Annotated in this window: 28 protein-coding genes; 8 read left to right on the top strand and 20 right to left on the bottom strand. The window is 71.0% G+C overall.

The window, feature by feature from the left end; genetic code table 11:
- Window positions 1–34 precede the first annotated feature (34 nt).
- The 9 genes from ABD140_RS25455 to ABD140_RS25415 all read right to left on the bottom strand — a co-directional run bounded on the left by ABD140_RS25455 (window position 35) and on the right by ABD140_RS25415 (window position 7,506).
- Window positions 35–331 carry a hypothetical protein gene (locus ABD140_RS25455; RefSeq protein ID WP_344243499.1) on the bottom strand — a complete coding sequence of 99 codons (297 nt, stop codon included), beginning with the start codon at window positions 329–331 and terminating at the stop codon, window positions 35–37.
- A gap of 46 nt (window positions 332–377) precedes the next feature.
- Entirely contained in the window at window positions 378–1,406 is a 1,029-nt protein-coding gene (locus ABD140_RS25450; RefSeq protein WP_344243498.1) for an iron-siderophore ABC transporter substrate-binding protein, read from the bottom strand.
- Window positions 1,407–1,522: 116 nt separating this feature from the next.
- Window positions 1,523–2,341, bottom strand: a complete 819-nt coding sequence (locus ABD140_RS25445) for an ABC transporter ATP-binding protein (RefSeq protein ID WP_344243497.1) — start codon at window positions 2,339–2,341, stop codon at window positions 1,523–1,525.
- 31 nt (window positions 2,342–2,372) lie between these two features.
- Window positions 2,373–3,443 (bottom strand): FecCD family ABC transporter permease, encoded by a 1,071-nt coding sequence (locus tag ABD140_RS25440; protein WP_344243496.1) that lies wholly within the window; start codon window positions 3,441–3,443, stop codon window positions 2,373–2,375.
- Window positions 3,440–4,495 (bottom strand): FecCD family ABC transporter permease, encoded by a 1,056-nt coding sequence (locus ABD140_RS25435; RefSeq protein ID WP_344243495.1) that lies wholly within the window; start codon window positions 4,493–4,495, stop codon window positions 3,440–3,442. The genes ABD140_RS25440 and ABD140_RS25435 overlap by 4 nt, the downstream gene beginning before the upstream one ends.
- Window positions 4,496–4,616: 121 nt before the next feature.
- The gene (locus ABD140_RS25430; RefSeq protein WP_344243494.1) at window positions 4,617–5,276 is read right to left on the bottom strand and encodes a hypothetical protein; all 660 of its coding nucleotides are present in this window, start codon (window positions 5,274–5,276) and stop codon (window positions 4,617–4,619) included.
- 68 nt (window positions 5,277–5,344) lie between these two features.
- Entirely contained in the window at window positions 5,345–5,839 is a 495-nt protein-coding gene (locus ABD140_RS25425; RefSeq protein ID WP_344243493.1) for a cupin domain-containing protein, read from the bottom strand.
- A gap of 55 nt (window positions 5,840–5,894) precedes the next feature.
- Window positions 5,895–6,503 (bottom strand): TetR/AcrR family transcriptional regulator, encoded by a 609-nt coding sequence (locus ABD140_RS25420; protein ID WP_344243492.1) that lies wholly within the window; start codon window positions 6,501–6,503, stop codon window positions 5,895–5,897.
- A gap of 199 nt (window positions 6,504–6,702) precedes the next feature.
- Window positions 6,703–7,506: an SAM-dependent methyltransferase gene (locus ABD140_RS25415; protein ID WP_344243491.1), complete on the bottom strand. Its 804-nt coding sequence runs from the start codon at window positions 7,504–7,506 to the stop codon at window positions 6,703–6,705.
- Between the two features lie 179 nt (window positions 7,507–7,685).
- Here ABD140_RS25415 and ABD140_RS25410 point away from each other — a divergent pair, with 179 nt between their 5' ends.
- Entirely contained in the window at window positions 7,686–8,144 is a 459-nt protein-coding gene (locus ABD140_RS25410; RefSeq protein WP_344243490.1) for a DUF4279 domain-containing protein, read from the top strand.
- Between the two features lie 71 nt (window positions 8,145–8,215).
- Here the strand turns inward: ABD140_RS25410 and ABD140_RS25405 are convergent, their stop codons facing one another.
- A complete protein-coding gene (locus ABD140_RS25405; RefSeq protein WP_344243489.1) occupies window positions 8,216–8,881 on the bottom strand; it encodes a TetR/AcrR family transcriptional regulator in 666 nt (221 codons plus the stop codon).
- Between the two features lie 99 nt (window positions 8,882–8,980).
- On the opposite strand from ABD140_RS25405, the gene ABD140_RS25400 reads away from it, so the two are divergent.
- The 3 genes from ABD140_RS25400 to ABD140_RS25390 all read left to right on the top strand — a co-directional run bounded on the left by ABD140_RS25400 (window position 8,981) and on the right by ABD140_RS25390 (window position 11,222).
- A complete protein-coding gene (locus tag ABD140_RS25400; RefSeq protein ID WP_344243488.1) occupies window positions 8,981–9,892 on the top strand; it encodes an SDR family NAD(P)-dependent oxidoreductase in 912 nt (303 codons plus the stop codon).
- A 23-nt stretch (window positions 9,893–9,915) separates the two neighbouring features.
- Window positions 9,916–10,614, top strand: coding sequence for an NAD(P)H-binding protein (locus ABD140_RS25395; protein ID WP_344243487.1), 699 nt, complete (start codon window positions 9,916–9,918; stop codon window positions 10,612–10,614).
- 110 nt (window positions 10,615–10,724) lie between these two features.
- Window positions 10,725–11,222: a hypothetical protein gene (locus ABD140_RS25390; RefSeq protein WP_344243486.1), complete on the top strand. Its 498-nt coding sequence runs from the start codon at window positions 10,725–10,727 to the stop codon at window positions 11,220–11,222.
- A gap of 108 nt (window positions 11,223–11,330) precedes the next feature.
- Here ABD140_RS25390 and ABD140_RS25385 read toward each other — a convergent pair whose 3' ends face one another.
- On the bottom strand, window positions 11,331–12,293 hold the full coding sequence (locus ABD140_RS25385; RefSeq protein WP_344243485.1) for an ornithine cyclodeaminase family protein: 963 nt from the start codon (window positions 12,291–12,293) through the stop codon (window positions 11,331–11,333).
- A gap of 95 nt (window positions 12,294–12,388) precedes the next feature.
- On the opposite strand from ABD140_RS25385, the gene ABD140_RS25380 reads away from it, so the two are divergent.
- Window positions 12,389–12,991 carry a CGNR zinc finger domain-containing protein gene (locus ABD140_RS25380; protein WP_344243484.1) on the top strand — a complete coding sequence of 201 codons (603 nt, stop codon included), beginning with the start codon at window positions 12,389–12,391 and terminating at the stop codon, window positions 12,989–12,991.
- Window positions 12,992–13,016: 25 nt separating this feature from the next.
- Here ABD140_RS25380 and ABD140_RS25375 read toward each other — a convergent pair whose 3' ends face one another.
- Window positions 13,017–13,553, bottom strand: a complete 537-nt coding sequence (locus ABD140_RS25375; protein ID WP_344243483.1) for a hypothetical protein — start codon at window positions 13,551–13,553, stop codon at window positions 13,017–13,019.
- Window positions 13,554–13,625: 72 nt separating this feature from the next.
- On the opposite strand from ABD140_RS25375, the gene ABD140_RS25370 reads away from it, so the two are divergent.
- Window positions 13,626–14,183, top strand: coding sequence for a GNAT family N-acetyltransferase (locus ABD140_RS25370; RefSeq protein ID WP_344243482.1), 558 nt, complete (start codon window positions 13,626–13,628; stop codon window positions 14,181–14,183).
- A gap of 10 nt (window positions 14,184–14,193) precedes the next feature.
- On the opposite strand, the gene ABD140_RS25365 is transcribed toward ABD140_RS25370, so the two are convergent.
- Genes ABD140_RS25365 through ABD140_RS25340 form a run of 6 tightly spaced genes read right to left on the bottom strand, consistent with a single transcriptional unit; the run spans window position 14,194 to window position 20,377 of the window.
- Complete coding sequence (locus ABD140_RS25365; RefSeq protein ID WP_344243481.1) at window positions 14,194–15,672, bottom strand: sulfatase family protein; 1,479 nt, start codon at window positions 15,670–15,672, stop codon at window positions 14,194–14,196.
- Window positions 15,669–16,664, bottom strand: a complete 996-nt coding sequence (locus tag ABD140_RS25360; RefSeq protein ID WP_344243480.1) for an aliphatic sulfonate ABC transporter substrate-binding protein — start codon at window positions 16,662–16,664, stop codon at window positions 15,669–15,671. The genes ABD140_RS25365 and ABD140_RS25360 overlap by 4 nt, the downstream gene beginning before the upstream one ends.
- 32 nt (window positions 16,665–16,696) lie before the next feature.
- Window positions 16,697–17,473 (bottom strand): ABC transporter ATP-binding protein, encoded by a 777-nt coding sequence (locus ABD140_RS25355; protein WP_344243479.1) that lies wholly within the window; start codon window positions 17,471–17,473, stop codon window positions 16,697–16,699.
- Window positions 17,470–18,276, bottom strand: a complete 807-nt coding sequence (locus ABD140_RS25350; RefSeq protein WP_344243478.1) for an ABC transporter permease — start codon at window positions 18,274–18,276, stop codon at window positions 17,470–17,472. The genes ABD140_RS25355 and ABD140_RS25350 overlap by 4 nt, the downstream gene beginning before the upstream one ends.
- Window positions 18,273–19,241, bottom strand: coding sequence for a hypothetical protein (locus ABD140_RS25345; RefSeq protein ID WP_344243477.1), 969 nt, complete (start codon window positions 19,239–19,241; stop codon window positions 18,273–18,275). The genes ABD140_RS25350 and ABD140_RS25345 overlap by 4 nt, the downstream gene beginning before the upstream one ends.
- A complete protein-coding gene (locus tag ABD140_RS25340; protein WP_344243476.1) occupies window positions 19,238–20,377 on the bottom strand; it encodes an ROK family transcriptional regulator in 1,140 nt (379 codons plus the stop codon). Before ABD140_RS25340 ends, ABD140_RS25345 begins: the two co-directional genes overlap by 4 nt.
- Window positions 20,378–20,550: 173 nt before the next feature.
- Between ABD140_RS25340 and ABD140_RS25335 the strand changes: the two genes are divergently transcribed.
- Window positions 20,551–20,784, top strand: a complete 234-nt coding sequence (locus tag ABD140_RS25335) for a hypothetical protein (RefSeq protein ID WP_344243475.1) — start codon at window positions 20,551–20,553, stop codon at window positions 20,782–20,784.
- A gap of 42 nt (window positions 20,785–20,826) precedes the next feature.
- Here the strand turns inward: ABD140_RS25335 and ABD140_RS25330 are convergent, their stop codons facing one another.
- The gene (locus tag ABD140_RS25330) at window positions 20,827–21,435 is read right to left on the bottom strand and encodes a methyltransferase family protein (protein ID WP_344243474.1); all 609 of its coding nucleotides are present in this window, start codon (window positions 21,433–21,435) and stop codon (window positions 20,827–20,829) included.
- 103 nt (window positions 21,436–21,538) lie between these two features.
- On the opposite strand from ABD140_RS25330, the gene ABD140_RS25325 reads away from it, so the two are divergent.
- Window positions 21,539–22,159 (top strand): TetR/AcrR family transcriptional regulator, encoded by a 621-nt coding sequence (locus ABD140_RS25325; RefSeq protein ID WP_344243473.1) that lies wholly within the window; start codon window positions 21,539–21,541, stop codon window positions 22,157–22,159.
- Window positions 22,160–22,224: 65 nt separating this feature from the next.
- On the opposite strand, the gene dmpG is transcribed toward ABD140_RS25325, so the two are convergent.
- A complete protein-coding gene (gene dmpG, locus ABD140_RS25320) occupies window positions 22,225–23,256 on the bottom strand; it encodes a 4-hydroxy-2-oxovalerate aldolase (RefSeq protein WP_425544148.1) in 1,032 nt (343 codons plus the stop codon).
- Window positions 23,257–23,260: the final 4 nt, after the last annotated feature.

Raw genomic sequence — 23,260 nt, 5'->3', positions numbered from 1 at the left:
GAGGCCTTCGCGGATCCCCCAGATGTCCATCGGCTCACCCCAACCCGGGCAGCACGTAGGGGCGCAGCAGCGCGGCGGCCACCAGCAGCACGCCGATCACGGCCAGGACCGAGCGGGACTCGCCCTGGACCACCCCGTCGACCACCCGGCCGAGCAGGAGGACCGGCAGCACCTGGAGCGCCGCCCCCGCCACCGTGGTGAGCACGGTGGCGGCCGTCAGCCACGGCGTCTCGCGGCAGTGCGCCGCGACCCATCGGGAGGCCTCGCGTCCGGTCGCCGTGCGCAGGACGGCAGGGGCGACGCGGGCGACGGCGGCGGTGGTGGCGCTCATCCGCGGACCGCGGATCGGGGACGGGTCACGGCGCTGGCCTCTCTTCCTATCCGACCGACTCGACGATCTGGTCGATCGCGTACGGCAGGGACAGCAGGGTGCTCTGCGACACGGCCGCGCCGATCGCCGGCCCCTCGCTGTCCAGCAGGTACGACACCTTGTCCTCCTTGACCGCGGTCAGGTTGGCGAACAGCTGGAACTTCTTCAGCGCGTCCTGGTCGGCCTGGTCGTTGATGACGAAGATACGGTCCACGTCGATCAGGTCGATGCGCTCGGGGGAGAGCGTGGTGAAGAACTTGCCGTCCGCGATCTCGTCGATCTTCGTCGCGCCCTTGAAGCCCATGCCGGTCAGCAGCTGCCCGCGGACGTCGGTGGTGGTGAACGGCGCGATCGCGCCCTCGTACCACGACAGGGCCACGGCGGTCTGGCCGGCGAACTCCGGGTGCGCCTTGCGGACCGCGTCGAGCTTGTCCTGGATGCCCTGCACCATCTTGGCGCCCTCGGCCTCCCGGCCGAGCGCCTTGGCGATGTGCACGGCGTTGTCCTGCCACGGGGCGCTGAACGGCTCGGCCTCGCCCTTGGTGCGGCCCACCGTCGGAGCGATCTTGGTGAGGTGGTCGTAGGCGGCCTTGTCGATCTCGGAGTAGACCGCGATGATCAGGTCCGGCCGCAGGGCGGCGATCTTCTCGTAGTTCGGGCCGGAGTCGCCGTTGTTCATGATGACCTCGGGCCGGGCGTCGCCCCACACGTCCTTCACCCAGGGCCACTGGGTGTTGATGTCGGGGGTCCGGCCCGCCGGGTTGGGGTACTGGTCGACCATGCCGACGGGCTTGATGCCGAACGCCAGGACGGCCTGGTCGTCGGTGTAGCCCACGGAGACGACACGCTGGGGCGCCTTGGTGATCTCGGTGGAGCCGAACGCGTGCTCCACGGTGACCGGGAAGGTGCCGCCCGCGGCGGCCGAGGTGTCGGCGGCGGGCTTCTCCGTGGAGTCCGAACCGCATCCGGAGAGGAGGCCGACGCCGAGGGCGACGGCGGAAAGGGCGGCTGCCGCCTTTCGCAAGGTCTTCGTCACTGTCGTTCGCTGAAGAAGCATCCGGACTTCCTTGCTCAAGTTGTTCGGGGGGTGGGTGAGGCAGGCAAACCCTAACACGCGTAAATTAGGTTAGGCTAACCTAACTTTTTGTCGAGTCAGGCGTTGACGTGCGTGCGGCCGATCGGCACGATGAGCGGTCCGCCGCTCACCGGATCGTCGATCACCCTCGCCCGCAACCCGAACACCTCCCGCAGCAGCTCGGCGGTGATCACGTCGCCCGGGTGCCCCTGGGCCAGGACCGACCCCTCCTTCATCACGATGAGGTTGTCGCTGTAGCGCGTCGCGAGGTTGAGGTCGTGCAGCACCATGACCACGGTGCACCCCGACTCGTGCAGGTCGTCCACCAGGTCGATCACGTCGATCGCGTGCGCCAGGTCCAGGTAGGTGGTCGGCTCGTCCAGCAGGAGCAGGTCGGTGCCCTGGGCCAGGGTCATCGAGATCCAGACGCGCTGGCGCTGCCCGCCGGACAGCGAGTCCACCGGCCGCTCGGCCAGATCGGCCACCCCCGTCATGGCCAGCGCGCGCTCCACGACCTCGGCGTCGTCGGAGGACCACTGCCGCAGCCAGCTCTGGTGCGGATGGCGGCCCCGGGCCACCAGGTCGGCGACGGTCAGGCCCTCCGGCGCGACCGGCGTCTGGGGCAGGAGGCCGAGCTTCTTGGCCACGTCCCTGGTCCGGAGCCTGCCGATGTCCTCGCCGTCCAGCACGACCGTGCCCTTGGCCGGCTTGAGCAGCCGCGACAGGGTCCGCAGGAGGGTGGACTTCCCGCAGCCGTTGGGGCCGATGATCGTGGTGATCACCCCCGAGGGGATCGCCACGTCGAGGCCGTCGATGACGGTACGGCCGCCGTATCCGACGGTGACGCCCTCGGCCGTCAGCCGCGGAGGGTCCTGGATGCTGGTCTGCGTGGCCACGAGACCCACCTTACTTAGGCAAGGCTAGCCTTCATATCCCCTTGCGGAGATTCGCGCGAACCAACAGGTAGACCAGGAAGGGGCCGCCGATCGCCGCGGTGACCACGCCCACCGGGAGGGAGACCGGCAGCGCCGTGCGCGCCACCAGGTCCGAGCCGATCAGCAGCAGCGCGCCCACCAGGCCGGAGGCGGCCATCGGCGGCGTCGGATGCCGCGTCAGGCGCATCGCCGCCTGCGGCGCCACCAGCGCGACGAACGGCACCGGGCCCGCCGCGCTCACCGCCACGCCGGCCAGCAGCACCGCGCACAGCAGCAGGACCGCCCGCACCACCCCGTACCGGACGCCCAGCCCGGCCGCGATCTCGTCGCCGAAGTGCATCGGCTTGAGGTGGAACGCGGCGTACGCGACGACGGCCAGGAGGGCGAGCAGGCACCACAGCGCCGTCCACACCTCGCTCCACGAGCGCTCGTCGAGCGAGCCGACGAGCCACGCCTGGGCCTTGGCCACGTCCCGGATGTCGGCCCTGGTCAGCAGCCAGACGGTGATCGCCTCCATCACGGCGCTCACCGAGATGCCGATGAGGATGAGGCGGAACCCGTCGATCCCGCGCCGCCACGCCATGAGGTACACCAGCAGCCCCGTGCCCAGGCCGCCCGCGAGCGCCCCCGCCGACAGCCCCAGGGAGGCGGTGACCGCCGTGGCCGCGCCGCCCGACGCCGTCACCAGGAACACCGCGGCCGCGCTCGCGCCCGAGGTGATCCCCAGGACGTCCGGGCTGGCCAGGGGGTTGCGCGCGATGGACTGCGTGATCGCCCCGGACACCCCCAGCGCGACGCCCACGATGAGCCCGACCAGGGCGCGCGGCATCCGCAGGTCCATGATGACGAACTCGTCGATCTGCTCGCCCCGGCCGAAGATCGTGGCGATCACCTGGGGGAGGGCGATGGGGAAGTCCCCGGTGCCGATGGACAGGCAGAACACCAGAAAGGCGGCCGCTGCCAGCAGCAGCACGGCGAGGACCATCCACGGGCGCCACACGAACGACACCCGGCCCACCCGCACGCCCGGTGCCGCCTGCCGCTTCACGGCCGTTCCGCTCATGTCTGCTTCAACTTTCCGCGCCACACCAGCGCCGCGAAGAACGGGGCGCCCACGAGGGCGACGACGACGCCCGCCTGCAACTCGCCCGGCCGCGCCACCAGGCGCCCCGCGATGTCGCAGACGAGCAGGATGAGGGCGCCGAGCAGGCCCGCGTACGGCACCAGCCAGCGGTAGTCCGGGCCGGTGAGGTAGCGGGACACGTGCGCCACCATGAGGCCGAGGAACGCGACGGGCCCGCACGCCGCCGTCGCCGCCCCGGCCAGCAGGGTGATGGCGACGATGCCGACGGTACGGCTCAGCGCCACGTTCACGCCCAGCCCCCGCGCCACGTCGTCGCCCAGGTTGAGCAGGTTGACGGCGGGCAGCGTGGACAGCGCCAGCAGCAGCCCCACCACGATGAACCCGCTCACCGGCCAGATGACGTCGAACCCGACGCCGGCCACCGAGCCCGCGTTCCAGAACCGCAGCGCGTCCAGGGCCGTCTGGTCCGACAGTGCGACCGCCGTGGTCATCGCCACCAGGAACACCGCGATCCCCTGCCCTGCCAGCGCGAGCGTCAGCGGGTTGCCCGCCCCCCGGCCGATGCTCGACAACCCGAACACCACGGCGCCGGCGGCCGCCGCGCCCAGGAAGGCGAACCAGACGTACTGGAACGGGTCGGCGAATCCGAAGAGGGCGATCGCCAGCACCACGGCGAACGAGGCGCCCGCGTTCACGCCCAGCAGTCCCGTGTCGGCGATCGGGTTGCGGGTATGTCCCTGGATCAGCGCCCCGCCGATGCCCAGGGCGATGCCCGCCACGACCGCGAGCACCGTCCGCGGCACCCGCACGGTCTGCACGATGAGCCGGATCTCGGTGAGCCGCTGGTCGGGATCGGGCGCCGCGAACAGCCCGTACCAGACCTCCGAGAGGCCCAGCGACCGCGGACCGACCGCCAGCGACACGCCTCCCGCCACCACGAGGCCCGCCACCAGCGCGGCCAGCCCCGCCACCCGCCGCCGGCGAACCCGGGTGACCCCGGTCGAGGGTCGTTTCTCCACGGTCGTGCCCATGCCGACGTACGTTATCCCGTTGATCCTCCAAGAACACCAGCTTCCCTGGTGCTTTGCCCCGTTCGGTCCGAGAGCCGGGAGAACCGGCGGCCTGGCGCCGTCCGGCGTGCGCTACGGCGGGTCAGCGCATGCGGGCCGCCAGCGTCTGCACGACCTGGGAGAGGACCTTGTCCGTGTAGTCCTGGTTCGTCAGGCGACCGTTGGGGCCGTGCCCGCTGACGCGGAAGTAGTAGCGCCCCAGCCGGCAGTGGACGTTCGGCGAGGTGCCCTCCGAGATCCGGTCGGAGTAGCAGTCGTCGGCACCCCAGGCCCTGCCGAGTTCCTGGATCGCGGACTTGTCCTTCCGGTCGTCGCGGTACTCCTTCTCGATGACCGACGGGCCGGCGATCCTCAGGACGAAGAGGTCGATGTTCGCGTTGCGTCCGTCGTAGTCGTCGGGAAGCCTGAACCAGATGTCGCACCCGGCCGCGGGGATCTCCTCCGTGGTGGAGTTCTCCGGCTTCAGGAAGTCGATCCGCCGGAGGGTGAGGCTCTGCTTCTCCCTCGTGAAGTCCTCCGCCTGCGGGAGCACCGCCTTGACCTCGGCATCGCTCAGCAGCGTGCACGCATCGGGCCACTGCGCTCCCGGCAGCCCTGGATCCGGCGCGCTGGGAAGGGTGATCCGCTGACCTGAGGGCTGGGCCGAACCGAACCGGATCTCCGGCGGGGACGAGCATCCCGCGACCAGCACGGTGGAGAGAAGGGGGAGACCGACGAGCAGGACGAGCCTTGATCGCGTCATGTCGAGGCACCCTAACAGGCGGACGAAGCCCCCTTACCGCTCACCCCGCGGCCGGATTCGGGCCGGTGTCAGGACCTGGCGGTGTCCCAGGCGGGGCTGCTGAGGAAGTAGGTGTCGTAGAGCTCCTGGACTTCCAGCAGGCTCGCGGGCGGGACCTTCCCGTAGGCGATGCGCTCCAGGTGGCGGAAGTACTCGAAGCGCTCGACGCCCGGGGTGATGACGATGAGGATGTCGGCGTCGTGCCCCGGGGCTGCGGCGAAGGCGTGGGGCAGGCCGGGCGGCACGATGACCAGGTCGCCGCGTTCGGCGGTCACGATCTGGTCGCCGGACAGCAGCTGCGCCGTGCCGTCCAGGAGGTAGAACAGCTCGGCCGAACCGGCGTGGTGGTGCGGCTGGGCGCCGTTCGCGCCGTCGGTCAGGGTGACACGCTGGGTGGACAGCGCACCGCCGGTCGAGCTGCTGTCGGCCAGCAGCCGGATGGTGGTGGGGGCGTGGCCGATCACCTCGGCCTCGGCGGCGCGGACGACCACGGACTCATCGAACTCCGGCACGAACAGCGACATGGGAAGGCTCCTTCGGGACGTTTCAAGGATGAGCGATGCGGGTTCGGTTCCGGGTTCAGAGGGCGCCGTCGAGGGCGGCGGCGACCAGGCGTTCGGCGTAGGCGCGGTCGACGGGAGTGCCGGTGATGAGGACGCGGTAGTACAGGGCGCCGGCGAGTTGGTCGAGCAGTACCTCGGAGTCGAGGTCGGCACGGAGGTCGCCCCGGCGGCGCGCCCGCTCGATCAGCTCCCGGGCGAGCGCGTTGCGGCGCGCATAGAGCCGGCCGCGCAACTCGGCGATGTCGTCGTGGCGTCCGCTGGCCGCCACGAGCTCGGCCACGGTGCCGGCCGAGGTGCTGTCCTCGCCCGGCCGCCGCCCCGCCGCCCGCATGCGGTTGAGCCCGCCGGCGACCTTCTCCATGTAGTCGGTGAGGTCCTTGCGGATGTCGCCGGTGTCGGTGATCTCGTCGTCCTCCTGGAGCCGTGCGACCACGGCGACGGCCAGATGGTCCTTGGTCGGCCAGCGGCGGTACAGCGTGGTCTTGGCGACCGCGGCCCGCTCGGCCACCTCCTCCATCGACAACCCGCCGTACCCGTGCCGCAGCAGCAGCTCGGTGGCGGCGGCGACGATCGCCGCGTCCGCCTCCGCACTGCGCGGCCGCCCCCGCCGCCCCCGCTCCGCCATGACGACCCCCTCCATTCAGCTACGTGCGTAGCGAAATTAAGCTAGACGACGGCCTTCATTTACGCAACGCTCGTACCGTAAATAGGGCGCGGTGCCCGCAAGGGCCCGCCGCCCCATGCCGCGCCTACTTCCGCACGCGGACTGCCGAAAGCCCTGATCGCGGCGAAGGGGCGACCGTGTCAAGGAGGCGGGAACGCCGTCAGAGCAGCCCCACTCCGCCCAGGCCGGTGGCGGCGGTCGGACGGGTGTCGTCGCCGCGCCGGGGCCGCCAGTCGGCGATGGGCACCACGCCCGGGGGCAGCAGGGTCGTGCCGTCGAACAGCCGGGTCACCTGCTCGGCGGTGCGCAGATGTACTCCGGGCGGGGTGGCGGCAGAGTAGATGTCGACCGCCTGGTCCAGCCGCTCGGAGTCGGCGCCACCGGGAGAGACGTGTGAGATCGCCATGGCCGATCCCGGAGCCAGACGCGCCAGGTAAGCACGCAGAAGGCCCTCGACATCCTCCTCGTCGGAGATGAAGTGCAGCACCGCGACGAGCATCAGCCCCACAGGGCGAGAGAGATCCAGCAGCGCGCTCTCCTCGACCGCGGTCAGTAGTTCGTCCACCTCGCGCAGATCCGCGGTGACCACCTTGGTATTGCGGTTCTTCGCCAGCAGCGCCTGCCCGTGCACCAGAACGAGCGGATCGTTGTCGACATAGAGGACCTTCACCCCGGGATCGAGTTCCTGGGCGATCTCATGGACGTTCCCTTCGGCCGGAAGCCCCGAGCCGATGTCCAGAAACTGGCCGATGCCCAGCTCCTCCACCATGTACCGCACGACCCGATGGAGGAACTCCCGGTTCTGTCGGGCCATGACTGGAATATCCGGAAAGAGGGCGAGCGTCTGCTCCGCGATCTGCCGATCGACGGCGAAGTTGTCCTTCCCGCCGAGGAATGCGTTGTAGATCCGCGCCGGATGCGGAACGGAGGTGTCGACGAAAGGGGAAACGGCACCATCACCCATGGCGTCTCCTTGAATCCGGAGGAAAGGGGCATGATCGTCTAAGGTCCCCGACCCTACCGGACGGCGGCACAGGGTCGACCTGACGCCGTCGGCGGCCGAAGCCCATGCCGGTCTCGACCGTGAACAGCCGGACCGGTATGTGCGGTTCGAAAAAGAATCCCGCCGAGTACCGTACGGGGATGCCTGTCCGCCAGTACGTCTATTTCGGCTTGTTCAGTGAACGCATGTCCGCGGTGGAGATGACGGCTTGGCTGGGTGTCGAACCCGATGCGTTCACGGTCCGCGGGAGCCGCCGCCGTGAACCGGCGGTCCCTGTCCGCCACGCTTGGAAGGTCGAGTGCAGGGAGGACGGCCTACCGGTCGACGAGCAGATCTCACGCATACTGATGAGGCTCCGGCCTCATCTCGACAAGATCGCCGAACTCTCCGAGCATCTGAACGAGGAAGAGGCCGGCAACAGGGTCGTACTCCAGGTCGTGCGCTATTTCAACGACGAAGCCGATGCGCCGGATGCCGACTCATCGGCGGAGACGACGGAGGGGCCCAATCTGTTCGGCTGGCACCTCGGCCACGAAATCATGACTTTCATGAGCATGGTCGGCGCGGTCTTGGACGTGGACGAATACGACCTGTCCTAGCGGACGAAGGGACGACTGCGATCCTCATGCCCTGCGTCGGCCGTGCTTTTCCCTCACGGGGAACGGAAGGTTCAGGTGCGCGGCAGTACGCCCAGGAGTGCCGCGGTGAAGGAGGCCCGCAGGGCGTCGCGCAGCTCCATGTGGAGCGCGCCGAGGGCGGGATCTTCCGCGTAGGCGGCGAGGAGGCTGGGCGGCGGCGGGACGGACGACGACAGGGCGCCCGCCGAGACCAGGCTCATCAGGCAGAACAGCTGCGCGCCGTCGCCGAGCTCCGGCAGGTGGCGGCGCATGAGCTCGACCATGTCCGCGAGCCTCGCGAGGGAGGAGCGCTTGTGCCGCTTGACCACCTCGACCGAGACGTTGCGTTCGAGGACGCCGCCCTGCGCGCCGAAGAGGTCGCAGAGCACCACCCGGTCCGCCAGCGACCGGCTGAGGATCTCGGCCAGCTGCTCCGCCCGCGCCTCCGGCGCCGCGTGCGCCTCGACGCCCGCGGCCAGCTCGTCCGCCAGTTCGGCGAGCCAGCTCCCCAGGAAGTCGTCCAGCAGTTCGAGCAGCACCGCCTCGCGCGACTCGAAGTACCGCAGGACGTTCGACTTGGCCAGGCCCACCCGCCGGCTGAGCTCGTTGAGGCTCACGTCGGCCACGGGCATCTCGTCGAGCATCGCCGCCGCCGTGTCCAGGATCGCCCGGCGGCGGATCTCCCGCTGCTCCTCGCTGCGCGCCCGCTGAAATGACACGCCCTCACCCTAGCCAAAGACCGTCGGACCCTTGACAACAGACCGCCGGTCTTTTACGTTGGCCCCCATAACAGACCAGCGGTTCCTTAGGAGTGCGTCATGAGCGGCAACTGGACCGAGCAGCACATCCCCGACCAGCGCGGCAGGGTGGCGATCGTGACCGGCGCCAACACCGGGCTGGGCTTCGAGACCGCCCGGATGCTCGCCGCACGCGGCGCGGCGGTGGTCCTGGCCGTCCGCGACGTCGAGAAGGGCAGGCGGGCGGCCGCCCGCATCACCGGCGACGTCACCGTCCAGGCCCTCGATCTGGCCTCCCTGGACTCGGTTCGGTCCGCGGCGGCCGACCTGCGCGCCGCCCACCCGCGCATCGATCTCCTCATCAACAACGCGGGCGTGATGTACACCCCGCGGCAGGCCACCGCCGACGGCTTCGAGCTGCAGTTCGGCACCAACCACCTCGGCCACTTCGCTCTGACGGGCCTGCTGCTGGACCTGCTCCTGCCCGTCCCCGGCTCCCGCGTCGTGACGGTCAGCAGCACCGGCCACCGCATCCGGGCCGCGATCCACTTCGACGACCTGCAGCGGGAGCGCTCGTACAGCCGCGTCGGCGCCTACGGCCAGGCCAAACTCGCCAACCTGATGTTCACGTACGAACTGCAGCGCCGGCTCGCACCCCACGGCACCACCGTCGCGGTCGCCGCCCACCCCGGCGCGTCCAACACCGAGCTCACCCGCAACGTGCCCACCGCGCTCCGCACGCCCGTCACCTGGCTCGCGCCGCTGTTCACCCAGAAGGCCGAGATGGGCGCCCTGCCCACCCTGCGCGCCGCCACCGACCCGGCGGTCGTCGGCGGGCAGTACTACGGCCCCAGCGGCTGGGGCGAGATCCGCGGCTACCCGAAGCCGGTCGCCTCCAGCCCCGACTCCCACGACCGGGCCACTCAACAACGGCTGTGGACCGTCTCCGAAGAACTCACCGGCGTGACGTTCCCTCTCGGCCGGGCCGCTTGAACCCCACCGCCCAAGGAGCAGCAGTGCGCGTCATCATCTTCGGTGCCTCCGGCATGGTCGGGCACGGCGCACTGCGCGCCTGCCTGGCCGACGACACCGTCACCGAGGTCCTCGCCATCGTCCGCAGCCCTCTTCCCCTCGACGATCCCAAGCTGCGGCAGATCGTCCACACCGACTTCACCGACTACACCGCCGTCCAGGACCGGTTCCAAGACCTGGACGCCTGCTTCTACTGCCTCGGCGTCTCCGCAGCCGGACGCAAGGAGGCCGAATACACCCGCATCACCTACGACTACGCCCTCGCCGCCGCCCGCGCCCTCCACACCGCCAACCCCGCCCTGGTCTTCGTCTACGTCTCCGGCGAAGGCACCGACTCCACCGGCAGGAGCCGCCAGATGTGGGCGCGAGTGAAGGGCCGAACCGAGAACGACCTGCTCGCCATGCCCATACCCGCCTACATGTTCCGCCCCGGCTACATCCAGCCCGTCGGCGGCGCCACCTCCAAAACCCCGCTCTACCGCGCCCTCTACCGGCTCACCGCAGGCCTCTACCCGCTGCTCAAACGCGCCTTCCCCCGCTACGTCACCACCACCGACGCCGTCGGAGCCGCCATGCTCGCCGTCACCCGCCTCAACGGAGGCGGCCCCACCCTCCTGCGCACCCCCGACATCAACCACCTCGCCACCCCATCAAAACAACCATCCCCGCCACCCCAGCCGTGACCCCCGACACCGCGACCGAGGAATACGATCCGCCCACCCCGAGCGCGACGAGCACAGCCGCCGTCTGGCGGTCATGACCGCCGGCCGCGAGAGCTGACAGGATTTCCGGGGTGACGATCATTTTGGGCGATGAGAGTCGTTTCGCGGTAGAGATCGGTGAACGGCATGGCGGCCTGCGCCGGGTGGATTTGCGGGCGGCCGGACAGTGGGTGACGTGCGACGACGACTGGGTCTACGTCGAGCAGTTCCGGCACAGTGTGCAGGCCGACTGCGCATGGCTGGACTCAGGCGGAGGCTTGCCGCAGCCCTTCCCCGGTCTGTCTCCTGTGGCTGCTCATCAGCGGTTGCTCGCCGACGACGAGGGGCTGGGCGAGCCGTGGTGGTTCCTGCATTGGGGCCCTACGACCGACAATGTGAGCGCGTATCTCTTTCGTGAAGGGGGCCGCTTGACGATCACCCTGGCGTTCTGTCGGCAGGAGCACTTGCGGCTGCATCCCGAGCACGTCGGAGCGGTCTTCGTCGTCGAGATCGATGTCGAGGAGTTCGTCGAGATCCTGCGGGACACGGTCGACGTTCTCGGCGAAGGATCGACCCCGTCGGCGCCATGAACGAATGCCGCGGCTCCTGGCCCCGGACAGCATGACCAGGCAGCCGGGGATGCGGTGTCGCCTCCTCCGTCGACTTCGATGTGGCGTTGTTTCCTCAAGATCTGGGTCTCACCGAGTGGTCGCGTCGCTCGTCGAGGGGTCTGCGAGGAAGTCGACGTGTAGGCCGATGGTGTGGTGTTCGGCTTCCTGGTGGGCGAGCCAGGACAGGGCCAGGTCCTGCCAGGGGAGGCCTACCGGGGCGTAGACGGTGCGCTGGGTCGGGGTGGTGCGTCCGGGGCGGGTGCCGCGCAGGACTTCGCCCAGGGTGGTCGCTGTCAGAGGGGTTCCGGTGAGTACGCCTGAGGTGCCGGCGAGGTCTCGGTCGTCGACGACGAGCAGGGAGTCGGCCAGGAGGTCACCTGCCAGTTCCTGTTTGCCCGGCTCGTCGACGCCCAGGGTGGTGAAGTGCTGGCCGGGGCGGGTGGCGTCCAGGGAGAGGAGGGGCGTACGGGACCAGGTGGCGAGGACCACGGTGTCGGCGTGGGCGGCGACGGCGGCGGGCGAGTCGACGGCCTGGCCGCCGTGGCGCGTGGCGAACGCGTGGGCGCGGGCGGGGTCGATGTCGTGGACGACCAGACCGGCCACGTGGCGGAGCAGGCGCAGGCCGGTGAGGACCTGCTCTGCCTGTGCGCCTGCGCCGATGATCCCCAGTACGGTCCCGCCCTCGGGATCGGCCGCCAGTTCGTGGGTGCCGAGGGCCGCGGCCAGGCCGGTCCGCCACGCGGTGATGGTCGCCGAGTCCAGCAGGGCGAGGAGTTCGCCGTCCCGGCCGCTGTGCAGGCAGATGACGCCGCGCAGAGCGGGCCGCGCGGCGGGGAACTTCGCGTTGACCTTCACCGTGTAGGCGTCGATTCCCGGGAGGAGGCCGGGGAGCAGGGCGGTCGCCGTGCCCGGGAACGGCAGGTCGGTGCGGACGCGCAGTCCTGGAACGGTCGCCTCGCGGCTCTGCCGGAAGCCTTCCCGCAACGCCTTGATGCAGGCCGCCGGGTCGAGCAGGGAGATCAGGTCGGTGCGGGACAGGATGCGTGTCATCCCCAGATGATCACACGGGGCGCGGCCGCGTTCTCCCGGGCCTCGGCTCGGGGCGGGGCGGGCGCCCGGGTGGCGACACCGGTTATGGTGGTTCCATGCGAGCGAGTGCGACCGGACGGACACTGCGTGATCCCCGAGGGGGGTCGTTCTGGTTCGACGCCGGCGCGGTCTGCCTGGACTTCGCCCATACGGGGGGTGAGGGGCGGTATGCGGTGTTCGAGTCCCTGCACAAGCCCGTCGACCTGGGGGAGTGGCTGGCTCGGCCGCCGCTGGCCGCGGCCGTCACGGTTCCCGTCACGGCCCGGGAGCTGACCGCGGCCAAGGCGCTCCGCCGGGCGATCTGGGAGGCGGCGCACGCTCGGGCGGCGGGGCGTCCGCTGCCCGCCGAGGCGATCGCGGCCATCAACCGGGCGGCGGCCGCGCCGCCGCTGGTGCCCGAGCTCGCCGCTGACGGCGCGACCGCCGGGTGGGCGGCTCCGGTCCGGGTGAAGCACGCGCTGTCGACGCTGGCGCGGGAGACGATCGAGCTGCTGTCCGGGCCGCTCGCCGAGCGCATCCGCGTGTGCGCGAGCGACGACTGCCCGCTGGTGTTCGTCGACTCCTCACGGCCCGGCGCCCGGCGCTGGTGCTCGATGGAGCGCTGCGGCAACCGCAACAAGCTCCGCGCCCTCCGCGCCCGCCGGTCCGCGAACCCGTGAACGCCGCCACCGGGCCCGGCGCGCCTCACCCCATGAGGACGACCTTGGCCGGGCTCTCGGCGCCCAGGTCCAGTACCAGCTTGACGCCGTCCGTGCCCTGGGTCCCGACGAGGGCGCGGAGCTCCAGCCGGTCGTCGGGCTTCAGATCGCTCGCCCCTTCGTAGGCGAGGAAGCCGCCGAAGACCCCGGCGACGCCTTCCCCCGACTGGACGGCCATCGTGGGACGGATCCGGACCGGCTCCTTGAGGAGGTTGCGGAGGGTGAACGTGGCGAGCCAGGTCGGGCCCTCGTGGTCCCAGCCGGGCGGGATGTCCCTGTCGGCGGGGACATGGGACTCCAGGCCCTGATACGTGATCTCCCACGTCTTCTCGAGGCTCTTGGTCTGGCCCGCCCGCAGGGCGGGTTCGGTGCCGTCCAAGGCCGGACCGGCAGGCCCGGCGGACTCCGCCGCGGCCGGAGCGGGAGAGGTCGCGGAATCCCGGGGTTCGGCCTCCGAGCCGCACGCCGTGAGAAGGACGAGGGGGAGCAGAGCCCAGGCGATACGCCGTGTGGTGGGGGACACGCCAGGAGTCTAAGGGGGCGGCGGGCTCTCGCGACCGTGAGATCCGGCGGGCGGTGGTTGTACGGTCGGGACATGGGCGATGGAGTGGTGCTGCGGACCGAGCGGCTTCTGGTGCGGGAGTGGCGGGCGGAGGATCGGGGGCCGTTCGCGGAGCTGAACGCCGATCCCGAGGTCATGGAGCATTTTCCGGCCGTGCTGACGCGGGCGGAGAGCGACGTGCTGGCCGACCGGATCGAGAGCCGGATGGCGGAGGACGGGTTCGGGTTCTGGGCGCTGGAGGTCGCCGGGAGCGGGGAGTTCGTCGGGTTCACGGGGATGGCGCGGACGAGGTTCGACTCCCACTTCACGCCCGCCGTGGAGATCGGATGGCGGCTGGGGCGCCGGAGCTGGGGACGGGGGTACGCGAGTGAGGCGGCGCGGGCGGCGCTGGCGTACGGGTTCACCGGGCTCGGGCTGGACGAGATCGTCTCGTTCACCGCGGTGGGGAACGTCCGCTCCCAGGCCGTGATGCGGAGGATCGGGATGCTCCGCGACCCGGAAGACGATTTCGAGCACCCCCTCGTGCCCGAAGGGCATCCGCTGCGCCGCCACGTGCTGTACCGGCTGACCGCCGGGCAGTGGAAGGCGTAGCGGACGCCCGTCAGTAGGTGTCCTTGTCGAGACCGCTGAGGGTCGGGTCGTAGGTGACCTCGCCGATGTCGTACATCGTGGTCATCCAGTGGTGGAAGTTGTCGCCGCGCTCGCGGAGCAGCGTGTAGAGGCGGGCTGTCATGCGCTTGCGGACGGGCGCCAGCTCCGGGTGCTCGTAGACGTTCAGCAGCTCGTCGGGGTCGGTGGCCAGGTCGTACAGCTCGTTCACCGAGTCGGGGTTGATGACGAGCTTGTACCTTTCCTCGCGGAGCATGCGCTGCGCGTACGGGAAGTGGTGCCCGTGGAACTCGCAGACGATGTCCTCCTGCCACGGCACCGGCTCGCCCGTGGTCAGGGGGAGGAGGCTGCGCGAGTCGACGGCGGGGGACGGGTCGAGGCCCGCCAGTTCCAGGATCGTCGCCGTGCAGTCCAGGAGGCTGACGAACTCGTCGCGGACGACGCCGGGGGGCCGTCCGGGGACGCGGAGCAGGCCGGCGGTGCGGTAGATGTCCTCGTACATCGCCGGCCCCTTGTCGTGGAGGCGGTGCGCGCCGGTGAACTCGCCGTGGTCGCTGGTGAAGAAGACGGCGGTCTCGTCGGTGAGGCCGAGCCGGTCCATCGCCTCCATCACGCGGCCGATCTCGGCGTCGATGAGCGCGACGTATCCCTGGTAGACGGCGATGAGCTTGCGGGTGTCCTCGATCGGCATGGTGTCGAACGCCCAGTGCGCGCTGTAGTTGCGCTGCACGGGCGGTTTGCCGTGGAAGGTCTCCGCGATCGACTTCGGCAGCTCGACCTTTTCGGGGTCGAAGAGGTCGAAGTAGGAGTCGGGCAGGATGTACGGCAGGTGCGGGCCGAAGAAGTTGAGCTGCAGGAAGAAGGGCTCTCCGTCCGCGGCGTAGCGTTCGAGCTGCTCGATGGCGCGGGTCGCCAGGTAGTGCTCGAATGTCGCCTCGACGGGCTGGTGCAGCCGGGCTGCGAGCAGGTTGCCCGGCCCGCCGTTGGGCAGGGCGCCGCGGATGTGGCCGCTGATCTCGTACGGCGGCAGGTCGCGTTCGGCCAGGTAGGCCAGGTAGTCGGGGTGGTCGACGGGGTTGTGCCAGCCGGGCAGGTCCGGGCCGTCGAAGCCGAAGTCGGCGGCGTTGCGGTGGTGCCCGGCATGCCACTTGCCGATGAGGCCGCAGCGGTATCCGGCCGCGCGCAGCGCCTGCGGGAAGGCGAACTGCTCCGCGGGGAGGTCCTCGATGTAGCCGACGTTGCGTTCGTGGTTGGCCAGCAGCTTGTGCCGGAACGGTGCCTGCCCGGTGAGGAGGCTCGCCCGGGCGGGCGTGCAGATCGCCGTCGGCGTGTACCAGCGGTCGAACCGGGTGCCCGTCCTCGCCAGTTCGTCGAGGACGGGCGTCGCCGCCGCCTGGTTCCCGTAGGCGCCGAGGGTGTCCACCCGGTGCTGGTCGGTCATCAGGAAGAGGACGTTGGTGCGCTGTGTCACTTGCCGGCCGCCGTGAACAGGTCGCCGGTGTAGTAGGTGGCCGGGTCGGTCTTCTCGGTGAGCTTCCCGGCGCCGAGGAAGTAGTCGTTCATCCCGTTCAGCCACTTCACGATGGTGCCGTCGGCGGTGTACGTGTCCAGGTCGCTCAGCGGCAGCGCCTTGGAGTTCGCCGCGTCGGCCTTCACCTGGTCGGCGGGGACCTTCAGCAGCTCGGCGGTCAGTTCGACGGTCTTGTCGGGGTTGTCGTAGCGGTACTGGATCGCCTCGCGGAGCACGGCCGTGACCTTCTCGGCCTTGTCCTTCTCCCCGGCGACGACGTCGTTGCCCGCGACGAACGCCGTCGGGAAGGAGACGGTGTCGGCGAAGTCCTCGTTCTTGGCGAGCTCGACCAGGTCCGGGACCTGCTGCTTGATCGTCGAGATGGCCGGGTACCAGAAGCCCGCGGCGTCGACCTGCTTGGAGGAGACGGCCGAGACGATCGCGGCGGGCTCCAGCGGGACGACCTCGACGTCCTTCTTGTCCAGGCCGGCCTTCTGCAGCGCCAGGGTGAGGATCATGTCGCCGGAGGTGCCCTCGGGCACGGCGACCTTTTTGCCCTTGAGCTGCTCGATCGAGGTGATGCCGGGCTGGGCGACGACGCGGTCGGCGTTGCCGAGCGAGTTGATGGCGACGATCTTGGCCTTGCCGGAGGCGGGCAGCCACATGGCGCCCGGGCCGATGTAGCCGAAGTCCAGGTCGCCGGTGCCCAGGGCCTGGATCTGCAGCGGCCCGTTGGTGAAGACCTTCTTCTCGGCCGTCAGCCCGTGCTTCTTCCACAGGCCCTGGTCGTCGGCGACGGCGAGGAGGGAGGCGCCGTTGTAGTCGGCGATGTAGCCGAAGTTCACCTTGTCGGTGCCGCCTGCGCCCTCGTCGGAGGATCCGCAGGCGCCCAGGCCCGCGGACAGGGCCAGCGCGGCCGCGACGGCACCGAAGGATCTTCTGCTGAGCTTCATGTCGGTCTTTCCTTGCATCGGAGGGAGGGGTCTCAGTGGTCCTGGTGGTAGACGGCCTGCCACACCTCGTTGCGCAGCTTCCCGAACTCGGGGCTGAGCCGGACCTCCTCGGTCCGCGGGTAGGGCAGGTCGACGTCGATGACGTCGTGGATCCGGCCGGGCCGCGCCGCCATCACGATGACGCGGCCCGCCAGGAACACCGCCTCGTCGACGTCGTGGGTGATGAACAGGACGGTGCGCCGGTCGCTGCTCCAGGTCTGCAGCAGCTGCTCCTGGAGCCGGACCCGGGTGAGGGCGTCCAGGGCGCCGAACGGCTCGTCCATGAGCAGGATCGAGGGGTTCACCGCGTAGGCGCGGGCGATCGCGCAGCGCTGCTTCATGCCGCCGGACAGCGTCTTGGGCAGCGCGTCCGCGAACCGCTCCAGGCCGACCAGCCGGATGAAGTGCTCGGCGCGCTCGCGGCGCTCCTTCTTGGGCACCCCGGTGGAGCGCATGCCGAACTCGACGTTCTCCCGGACGCTCAGCCACGGGAACAGCGCGTACTGCTGGAAGATGACGCCGCGTTCGGGGCCGGGCCCGTCGACGGCCTTCCCGTCGACGAGCGCCTCGCCCCCGCTGGGCGTCTCCAGTCCGGCCAGGATGTTCAGCAGGGTGCTCTTGCCGCAGCCGGACGGCCCGACGACCGTCACGAACTCGTTGTCGGCGATCTCCAGGGAGACCCCGCCGAGCGCGGTGAAGGCCCCGTTCCCGCCGCCGGCCGGGGGGAAGACCTTGCTGACGTCCCGGACGAGGATCTTGGGGCCGCTCATCGTGTCTCCTGCCAGCGGGTGAGCCTGCCGCCCGCCAGCTGCAGGAGCTTGTCCATGAACAGGCCGAGGAGGCCGATCGCGATCACGCCGACGAAGATCGTCGGAAGGTCGTAGTAGAGCTGGGCGTTCTGCATCCGGTAGCCCAGGCCCTCCTGGGCGGCGAGCAGCTCCGAGGCCACCAGCGTCGCCCAGGCCGAGCCGAGGCCGACGCGCATGCCGACCAGGATGAACGGCGTGGAGGCCGGGACGACCACCCGCAGGAAGATCGCCGCGTCCTTGGCGCCGAGCACCCGCGCCGCGTCGATCATCGTCCTGTCGACGTCGACGACGCCCTGGTAGGTGGAGATGACGCAGGCCAGGAACGCGGCGAGGAAGATGACGAAGATCTTCGGGGTCTCGCCGATGCCCAGCATCACCAGCACCAGCGGCAGCATCGCCAGCGGCGGGATGGTCCGGAAGAACTGGATCCACGGTTCGAACAGGCCGCGTCCGGCGGTGTACCAGCCCATGAGGAACCCGACGGCGACCGCGGCGAGCGAGCCGAGGAGGAAGCCGGTGAGGACCCGCCGCAGGGACGCCAGGACGTCGGCCTGGAGGGTGCCGTCCGCCAGCAGCTCCCAGGCGCGGACGGCGACCTCCGGCGGGGTCGGGAACTGGAAGCCGTTGACCGACAGGACCCACCAGAGCCCGATGCCCAGCGCGATCGAGACGGCGTTGAGCAGCAGCAGGGCGCGGCGCGGCCGGGGCGCGCGGACGGCGCTCCTCGGCCGCTCCTTCGTCACGGGCGGCGCGGCGACGCTCACCCGGGGATCCCGATCGTGAGGGTGCGCAGCTCGTGGGCGCCGTCGGCGCGGGTGATCTCGTAGTACAGGCGCAGGCCGCCGTGCTCGGGAACGGCGTCGACGTACCGGACGGAGCCGGTGCCCGACGGCGCGACGACGGCGGGGCCGTCGGGCGTGAGGCGCTCCCAGGACAGGAGGTCGCGGGAGAAGACGAAGCCGGTCTTCTCCTCGTAGTTGCGGGTGTGGTCGGACTCGCCGTCGTAGAAGCCGTAGAACCCCTCGGGGGTCTCGACCAGGCTGTTGAGGCGCGCGGCCCAGCTGTCCCAGCCGTCGCCGGGCCGCAGGACGACGCCCTGCCACTCCCAGGTGGCGCCGTCGTCGGGGCTGACCGCCAGCGCGGACACCGAGCGGGACAGGCCGGTGTTGTAGATGTCGGCGGTGCCGTGCGCCAGGTCGCGCTCGCCCTCGGCGAAGGTGCCCTCGGCGGCGCTGATCAGCATGACCAGCCGCCCGTCGGAGGTCCGCACGACCCGCGGGTCCTTGACGCCCTCGGTGCCGGTGGCGGCGGCGGTGAAGACGGGGCGGCGGGCCGCGACGTCGAAGGCTTCGGGGGAGGCGGCCTCCAGCACGTCGATCCGCCACCGGTTGTCGGCCGGGTCCACGTAGCTGATGTAGAGCTGGTAGGTGCCGTCGGCGCGGCGGTGCAGGCAGAACCGCTCCATGGAGGAGGTGCCGAGCTCGCCTTTCTCGACGCTCCACACGTCCTGGAAGTCCAGGCCGTTCTCGCTGACGGCGACGGCGCAGCGCCAGCCGCGCTCGGTGGCGGCCTCGCCGCGCGGGCGGCGCTGCCGGTAGGTGAGCAGGTAGCGGCCGTCCTCGGCCAGCACGCTGGCGCAGCCCACCCAGTAGCCGGGTTCGTCGCGTTCGGGCCTCAGCACGGTGGTGCCCCGCTCGGGGTCGAACACGGGCAGTACGGCGGTCGTCATGATCCGTCCTTTCGGCTGGGGTCGGGGTAGCCGCTGAGCAGCGGTGATTCGTGGGCCACGAGGGCGAGGGCGCCGAGCGCGCCGACCTCGTCGCCGAGGCTCGCGGGGTGCAGCCTCAGGCCGTGGTGGAGGGCGGGGGGAAGGTGGCGGTGCAGGGCGGCCTCGGCGGTCTCCAGCACCGCGGGCGCCACCTCGCCGGCGACGATGATCCGTTCCGGGCTGAGGGTGGCGCAGACCCCGGCCAGGGCCATGCCCAGCGCCCGTCCGGCCCGGTCGAAGACGGCGCGGACGGCGGGGTCGCCGCCCTCCAGCGCGGCGAGGGCCGCGGGAAGGTCGGGCAGGCCGCCGTCGCGCAGGAGCGCCGGGATGGCGGCGTAGGTCTCCAGGCAGCCGCGGCCGCCGCAGGAGCAGGGCCGCGCGTCGGGGCCGTCCGGGACGGGGATGTGCCCGATCTCCCCGGCGGTGCCGAGCGCGCCGCGCAGCAGCCGCCCTCCGACGACGATGCCGCCGCCGATGCCGTGCGACAGCCGGATGTAGACCACGTCGGAGCAGCCGCTCCCGGCCCCGCGCAGCATCTCGGCCAGCGCCGCCAGGCGGGTGTTGTTGTCGATCAGCACGGGGACGTTCCACCGCTCGGCGAGGTGCTCGACGACGGCCTCCGCGTGCTGCTTCCGCGCGTCGCCGGCGCCGGTCACCCCGACGCCGACGCCCTGCAGTGCGCCGAGGTCGGCCCGCAGGGAGTCGACGAGCGCGCATGCGAGCTCCAGCCGCCGCGCCCATGAGGTGGTGCGGGCGTATCCGCGGGTCGCGGTGCCGACGACCTCCTGTGCCGCGTTCGCCACCGCCACGTGCACGCGCTGGTGCCCGAAGTCCATTCCGACGGTCTGGCCCGCCTTCGGGTTCAGCGTGAGCACTTCGGCGGGCCGTCCGGGACCTCGCCTGCCGGCCTCCGGGGTGGAGGCGACGACGGCGCCGCGCGCCTGCAGCGCTCCGACGATGTCCGAGAGCGTCGACCGCGACAGCCCCGACAACGTCTCCAGCCGCTTGCGGCTCAATGCCCCGTGCTCGCCCAGGAGCCGCAGCACGCGCTCCTCGTGCCCCCGCCGGACCAGCTCCAGCACCCCGGGTTCGGACACGGCCACCGCCTCACTTTTGCCGGATCTTCGGAGAAAATACTCCCTGATGACAGAGGAGGCTAGTGCCAGAGGAGTGTGTTTTACAAACCTGATTAGTAGGAAATTGGGTGACGTGGGTCACCGAGCCTTCCCCCGGGGGTGCGGAGGCGCTGGAACGGGTAGGTATGCGTGGTATGAGGGATGAAGAAGCGGCGCGGATGAAGGAGATCGCCGAACTGTGGCACCGCACCACCGGTGACGTCGTACGGGTCGTGAACGCGAGGATGCGGCAGCTCGCGCTCCAGGAGGACAAGGGGCGGGACCGCCTCGACGGGCTCCTCGACCACCCCGATCTGGCCGCTCTCGACCTGGCCCTCGACAACTGGTACGGCGACGGAGACGGGGCGCCGGGAACATCTCCGGGCTGACGGAACGGCGTGGAGGCCCCCGGCCTCCACGCCCTGCCCCGCTCAGTTCGGACCGGTGCGGCCGATCGCGGGGACGAAACGGCCGACGGCGGCGGCGTAGCGCCGGTAGGCGTCGCCGTGGGTGCGCCGGAGGTAGGGCTCTTCGACGGCGCGCACCTGGAGTTCGAGGGCGATGACGCTGAGGACCAGCCCGCACACCGAAACGGGGTTGGGGCCCATCGCCACCAGGCCCGCGAGGGTGGCGATCATCGCGGTGTAGATCGGATTGCGGACGAGGCCGAACACGCCGTCCGTGACGAGCTCGGTGCGCTCGTCGACCTGGACGCCGACCCGCCAGGAGGCGCCCATCGCCAGCTGGGCGGCGACCGTGGCCGCCACCCCGGCGAGCGCCAGGACCAGACCGCCGGACCGCACCGGCGCGTGGTCCAGTACGGGGAGGGGCTCGGCTCCGGCGGCCGCCGCGACCGCGCCGGCGGCGCAGACGAGCAGCCCCGCCGCGACCAGCAGCCCCGCCCACCAGCGCGCGCTGCCGGGGGACGAGCCGATGCCGCGGAGACCGGTGTCGCCGGTGCGGCGCCACTGGATCCAGGCGCGCAGCCCGAAGGCCAGCACCGCCCAGACGGCGTAGAGGACGAGAGCGGCCACGGTCACGAGAACCTCCGGGAGAAGAAGGGGGCGGCGTAGGCTTGCCGCATCTCGATTGTGAGCAATTGCTCGTTTTCCTGGCTACTCGCTTTTGACGAAAGGTCGCGACGTGACGGACAGGCGGCTGCGGCCCAGGAAGCGGCCGGGTCAGCTGCGGGCGGTGGAGACCCGCGAACGGCTGCTGGCGGCGGCTGCTCGCGTTTTCGCCGAGCACGGGTACGCGGCGGGCACGACCAACCGCATCGCCGAGGCCGCGGGGCACTCGATCGGCTCGCTCTACCAGTACTTCCCGAACAAGGACGCCATCCTGGTCGAACTGGCCGCCGCGCACGCCCGGTCCGGGATCGAGTCGATCCGGCGGCGGCTGGAGGACGGACCGCTACCGGAGACCCTGGACGGAAGGCTCCGCCTGTTCGTACGCGCCGCCATAGACAACCACCGCGACGACCCGGCCCTGCACCGCGTGCTGTTCGAGCAGGCTCCCAGGCCGCCGGAACTCCTGGAGTACCTGCAGGAGGCGGAGCGGGAGGGCATCAGCGCGGCCGAGCGGCTCCTCTCCGCCGATCCGCAGGTGAGCGTCACCGACGTCGCGATGGCGGCGCGCCTGGTGGTGAACGCCATCGAGTCCCTCGTCCACCGCTTCGTCTCCGGCGACGACCCCGCCCATTTCGACCGGTTCGAGAACGAGCTGGTCGACATGCTCACCCGCTACCTGACCGGCCCCCGCTGACGAGTCCGTGAAACGGCGCGGGGGGCCGGGGCGGTCGCGCGTCCGCCCCGGCCCCCCGCGTGCTCTCAGGCCCGGGCCTGGGCCTGGAGGTCGAGGGCGATGTCGATGATCATGTCCTCCTGGCCGCCGACGAGGCGGCGGCGGACGACCTCGACGAGCAGGGTGCGCACGTCGATGCCGTAGCGGGCGGAGGCCGCCTCGGCGTGGCGCAGGAAGCTGGAGTAGACGCCGGCGTAGCCGAGGGTGAGGGTCTCCCGGTCCACCTGGACGGGGCGGTCCTGCAGCGGGCGGACGAGGTCGTCGGCGGCGTCCTGGAGGGCGAAGAGGTCGCAGCCGTGCTTCCAGTCCTGCAGCGAGGCCACGGCGATGAACGGCTCGATCGGGCAGTTGCCCGCACCCGCGCCGTGCCCGGCCAGGGAGGCGTCGACCCGGGTGACGCCCTCCTCGACGGCCACGACGGAGTTCGCGACGGCCAGGGAGAGGTTCTGGTGGGCGTGGATGCCGATCTGGGTGCCCTCGTCCAGGATGTCGCGGTAGGCGCGGACCCGGTCGCGGACGCCGTTCATGGTGAGGCGGCCGCCGGAGTCGGTGACGTAGACGCAGTGCGCGCCGTAGGACTCCATCAGCTTGGCCTGCTTGGCCAGCTCGTCCGCGGGCGCCATGTGGCTCATCATGAGGAAGCCGGACACGTCCATGCCCAGGTCGCGGGCGGCCGCGATGTGCTGGGCGGAGACGTCGGCCTCGGTGCAGTGCGTGGCGATGCGGATGGAGCGCACGCCCAGGGAGTAGGCGTGCTTCAGCTCGGCGACCGTGCCGATGCCCGGCAGCAGCAGGGTGGTGAGCGTGGCGTTCCGGATGTTGGCGGCGGCCGCCTCGATCCACTCCCAGTCGGTGTGGCTGCCCGGGCCGTAGTTGACGCTGCCGCCGGCGAGGCCGTCGCCGTGGGCGACCTCGATGGCGTCGACGCCCGCCGCGTCGAGCGCGGCCACGATCTTCGCGACGTCCGCGGGTTCGATGCGGTGCCGGACGGCGTGCATGCCGTCCCGCAGGGTGACGTCCTGGATGTACAGGCGCGGCTGGTCCATGTTCTCACTCACGTTC

The organism is Actinocorallia libanotica, assembly GCF_039525175.1.
In the GTDB taxonomy this organism is placed as follows: domain Bacteria; phylum Actinomycetota; class Actinomycetes; order Streptosporangiales; family Streptosporangiaceae; genus Actinocorallia; species Actinocorallia libanotica.
Note: the sequence above shows the minus strand (reverse complement) of the source record. Positions and strands in the feature narration are given on the sequence as shown.

What these genes read in the sequence shown, in the direction of transcription:
- ABD140_RS25455 (WP_344243499.1), bottom strand. Translation starts at nt 331, where the DNA reads ATGAGCGCCACCACCGCCGCCGTCGCCCGCGTCGCCCCTGCCGTCCTG.
- ABD140_RS25440 (WP_344243496.1), bottom strand. Translation starts at nt 3,443, where the DNA reads ATGAGCGGAACGGCCGTGAAGCGGCAGGCGGCACCGGGCGTGCGGGTG.
- ABD140_RS25435 (WP_344243495.1), bottom strand. Translation starts at nt 4,495, where the DNA reads ATGGGCACGACCGTGGAGAAACGACCCTCGACCGGGGTCACCCGGGTT.
- ABD140_RS25430 (WP_344243494.1), bottom strand. Translation starts at nt 5,276, where the DNA reads ATGACGCGATCAAGGCTCGTCCTGCTCGTCGGTCTCCCCCTTCTCTCC.
- ABD140_RS25425 (WP_344243493.1), bottom strand. Translation starts at nt 5,839, where the DNA reads ATGTCGCTGTTCGTGCCGGAGTTCGATGAGTCCGTGGTCGTCCGCGCC.
- ABD140_RS25420 (WP_344243492.1), bottom strand. Translation starts at nt 6,503, where the DNA reads ATGGCGGAGCGGGGGCGGCGGGGGCGGCCGCGCAGTGCGGAGGCGGAC.
- ABD140_RS25415 (WP_344243491.1), bottom strand. Translation starts at nt 7,506, where the DNA reads ATGGGTGATGGTGCCGTTTCCCCTTTCGTCGACACCTCCGTTCCGCAT.
- ABD140_RS25410 (WP_344243490.1), top strand. Translation starts at nt 7,686, where the DNA reads ATGCCTGTCCGCCAGTACGTCTATTTCGGCTTGTTCAGTGAACGCATG.
- ABD140_RS25400 (WP_344243488.1), top strand. Translation starts at nt 8,981, where the DNA reads ATGAGCGGCAACTGGACCGAGCAGCACATCCCCGACCAGCGCGGCAGG.
- ABD140_RS25385 (WP_344243485.1), bottom strand. Translation starts at nt 12,293, where the DNA reads ATGACACGCATCCTGTCCCGCACCGACCTGATCTCCCTGCTCGACCCG.
- ABD140_RS25380 (WP_344243484.1), top strand. Translation starts at nt 12,389, where the DNA reads ATGCGAGCGAGTGCGACCGGACGGACACTGCGTGATCCCCGAGGGGGG.
- ABD140_RS25370 (WP_344243482.1), top strand. Translation starts at nt 13,626, where the DNA reads ATGGGCGATGGAGTGGTGCTGCGGACCGAGCGGCTTCTGGTGCGGGAG.
- ABD140_RS25360 (WP_344243480.1), bottom strand. Translation starts at nt 16,664, where the DNA reads ATGAAGCTCAGCAGAAGATCCTTCGGTGCCGTCGCGGCCGCGCTGGCC.
- ABD140_RS25355 (WP_344243479.1), bottom strand. Translation starts at nt 17,473, where the DNA reads ATGAGCGGCCCCAAGATCCTCGTCCGGGACGTCAGCAAGGTCTTCCCC.
- ABD140_RS25345 (WP_344243477.1), bottom strand. Translation starts at nt 19,241, where the DNA reads ATGACGACCGCCGTACTGCCCGTGTTCGACCCCGAGCGGGGCACCACC.
- ABD140_RS25335 (WP_344243475.1), top strand. Translation starts at nt 20,551, where the DNA reads ATGAGGGATGAAGAAGCGGCGCGGATGAAGGAGATCGCCGAACTGTGG.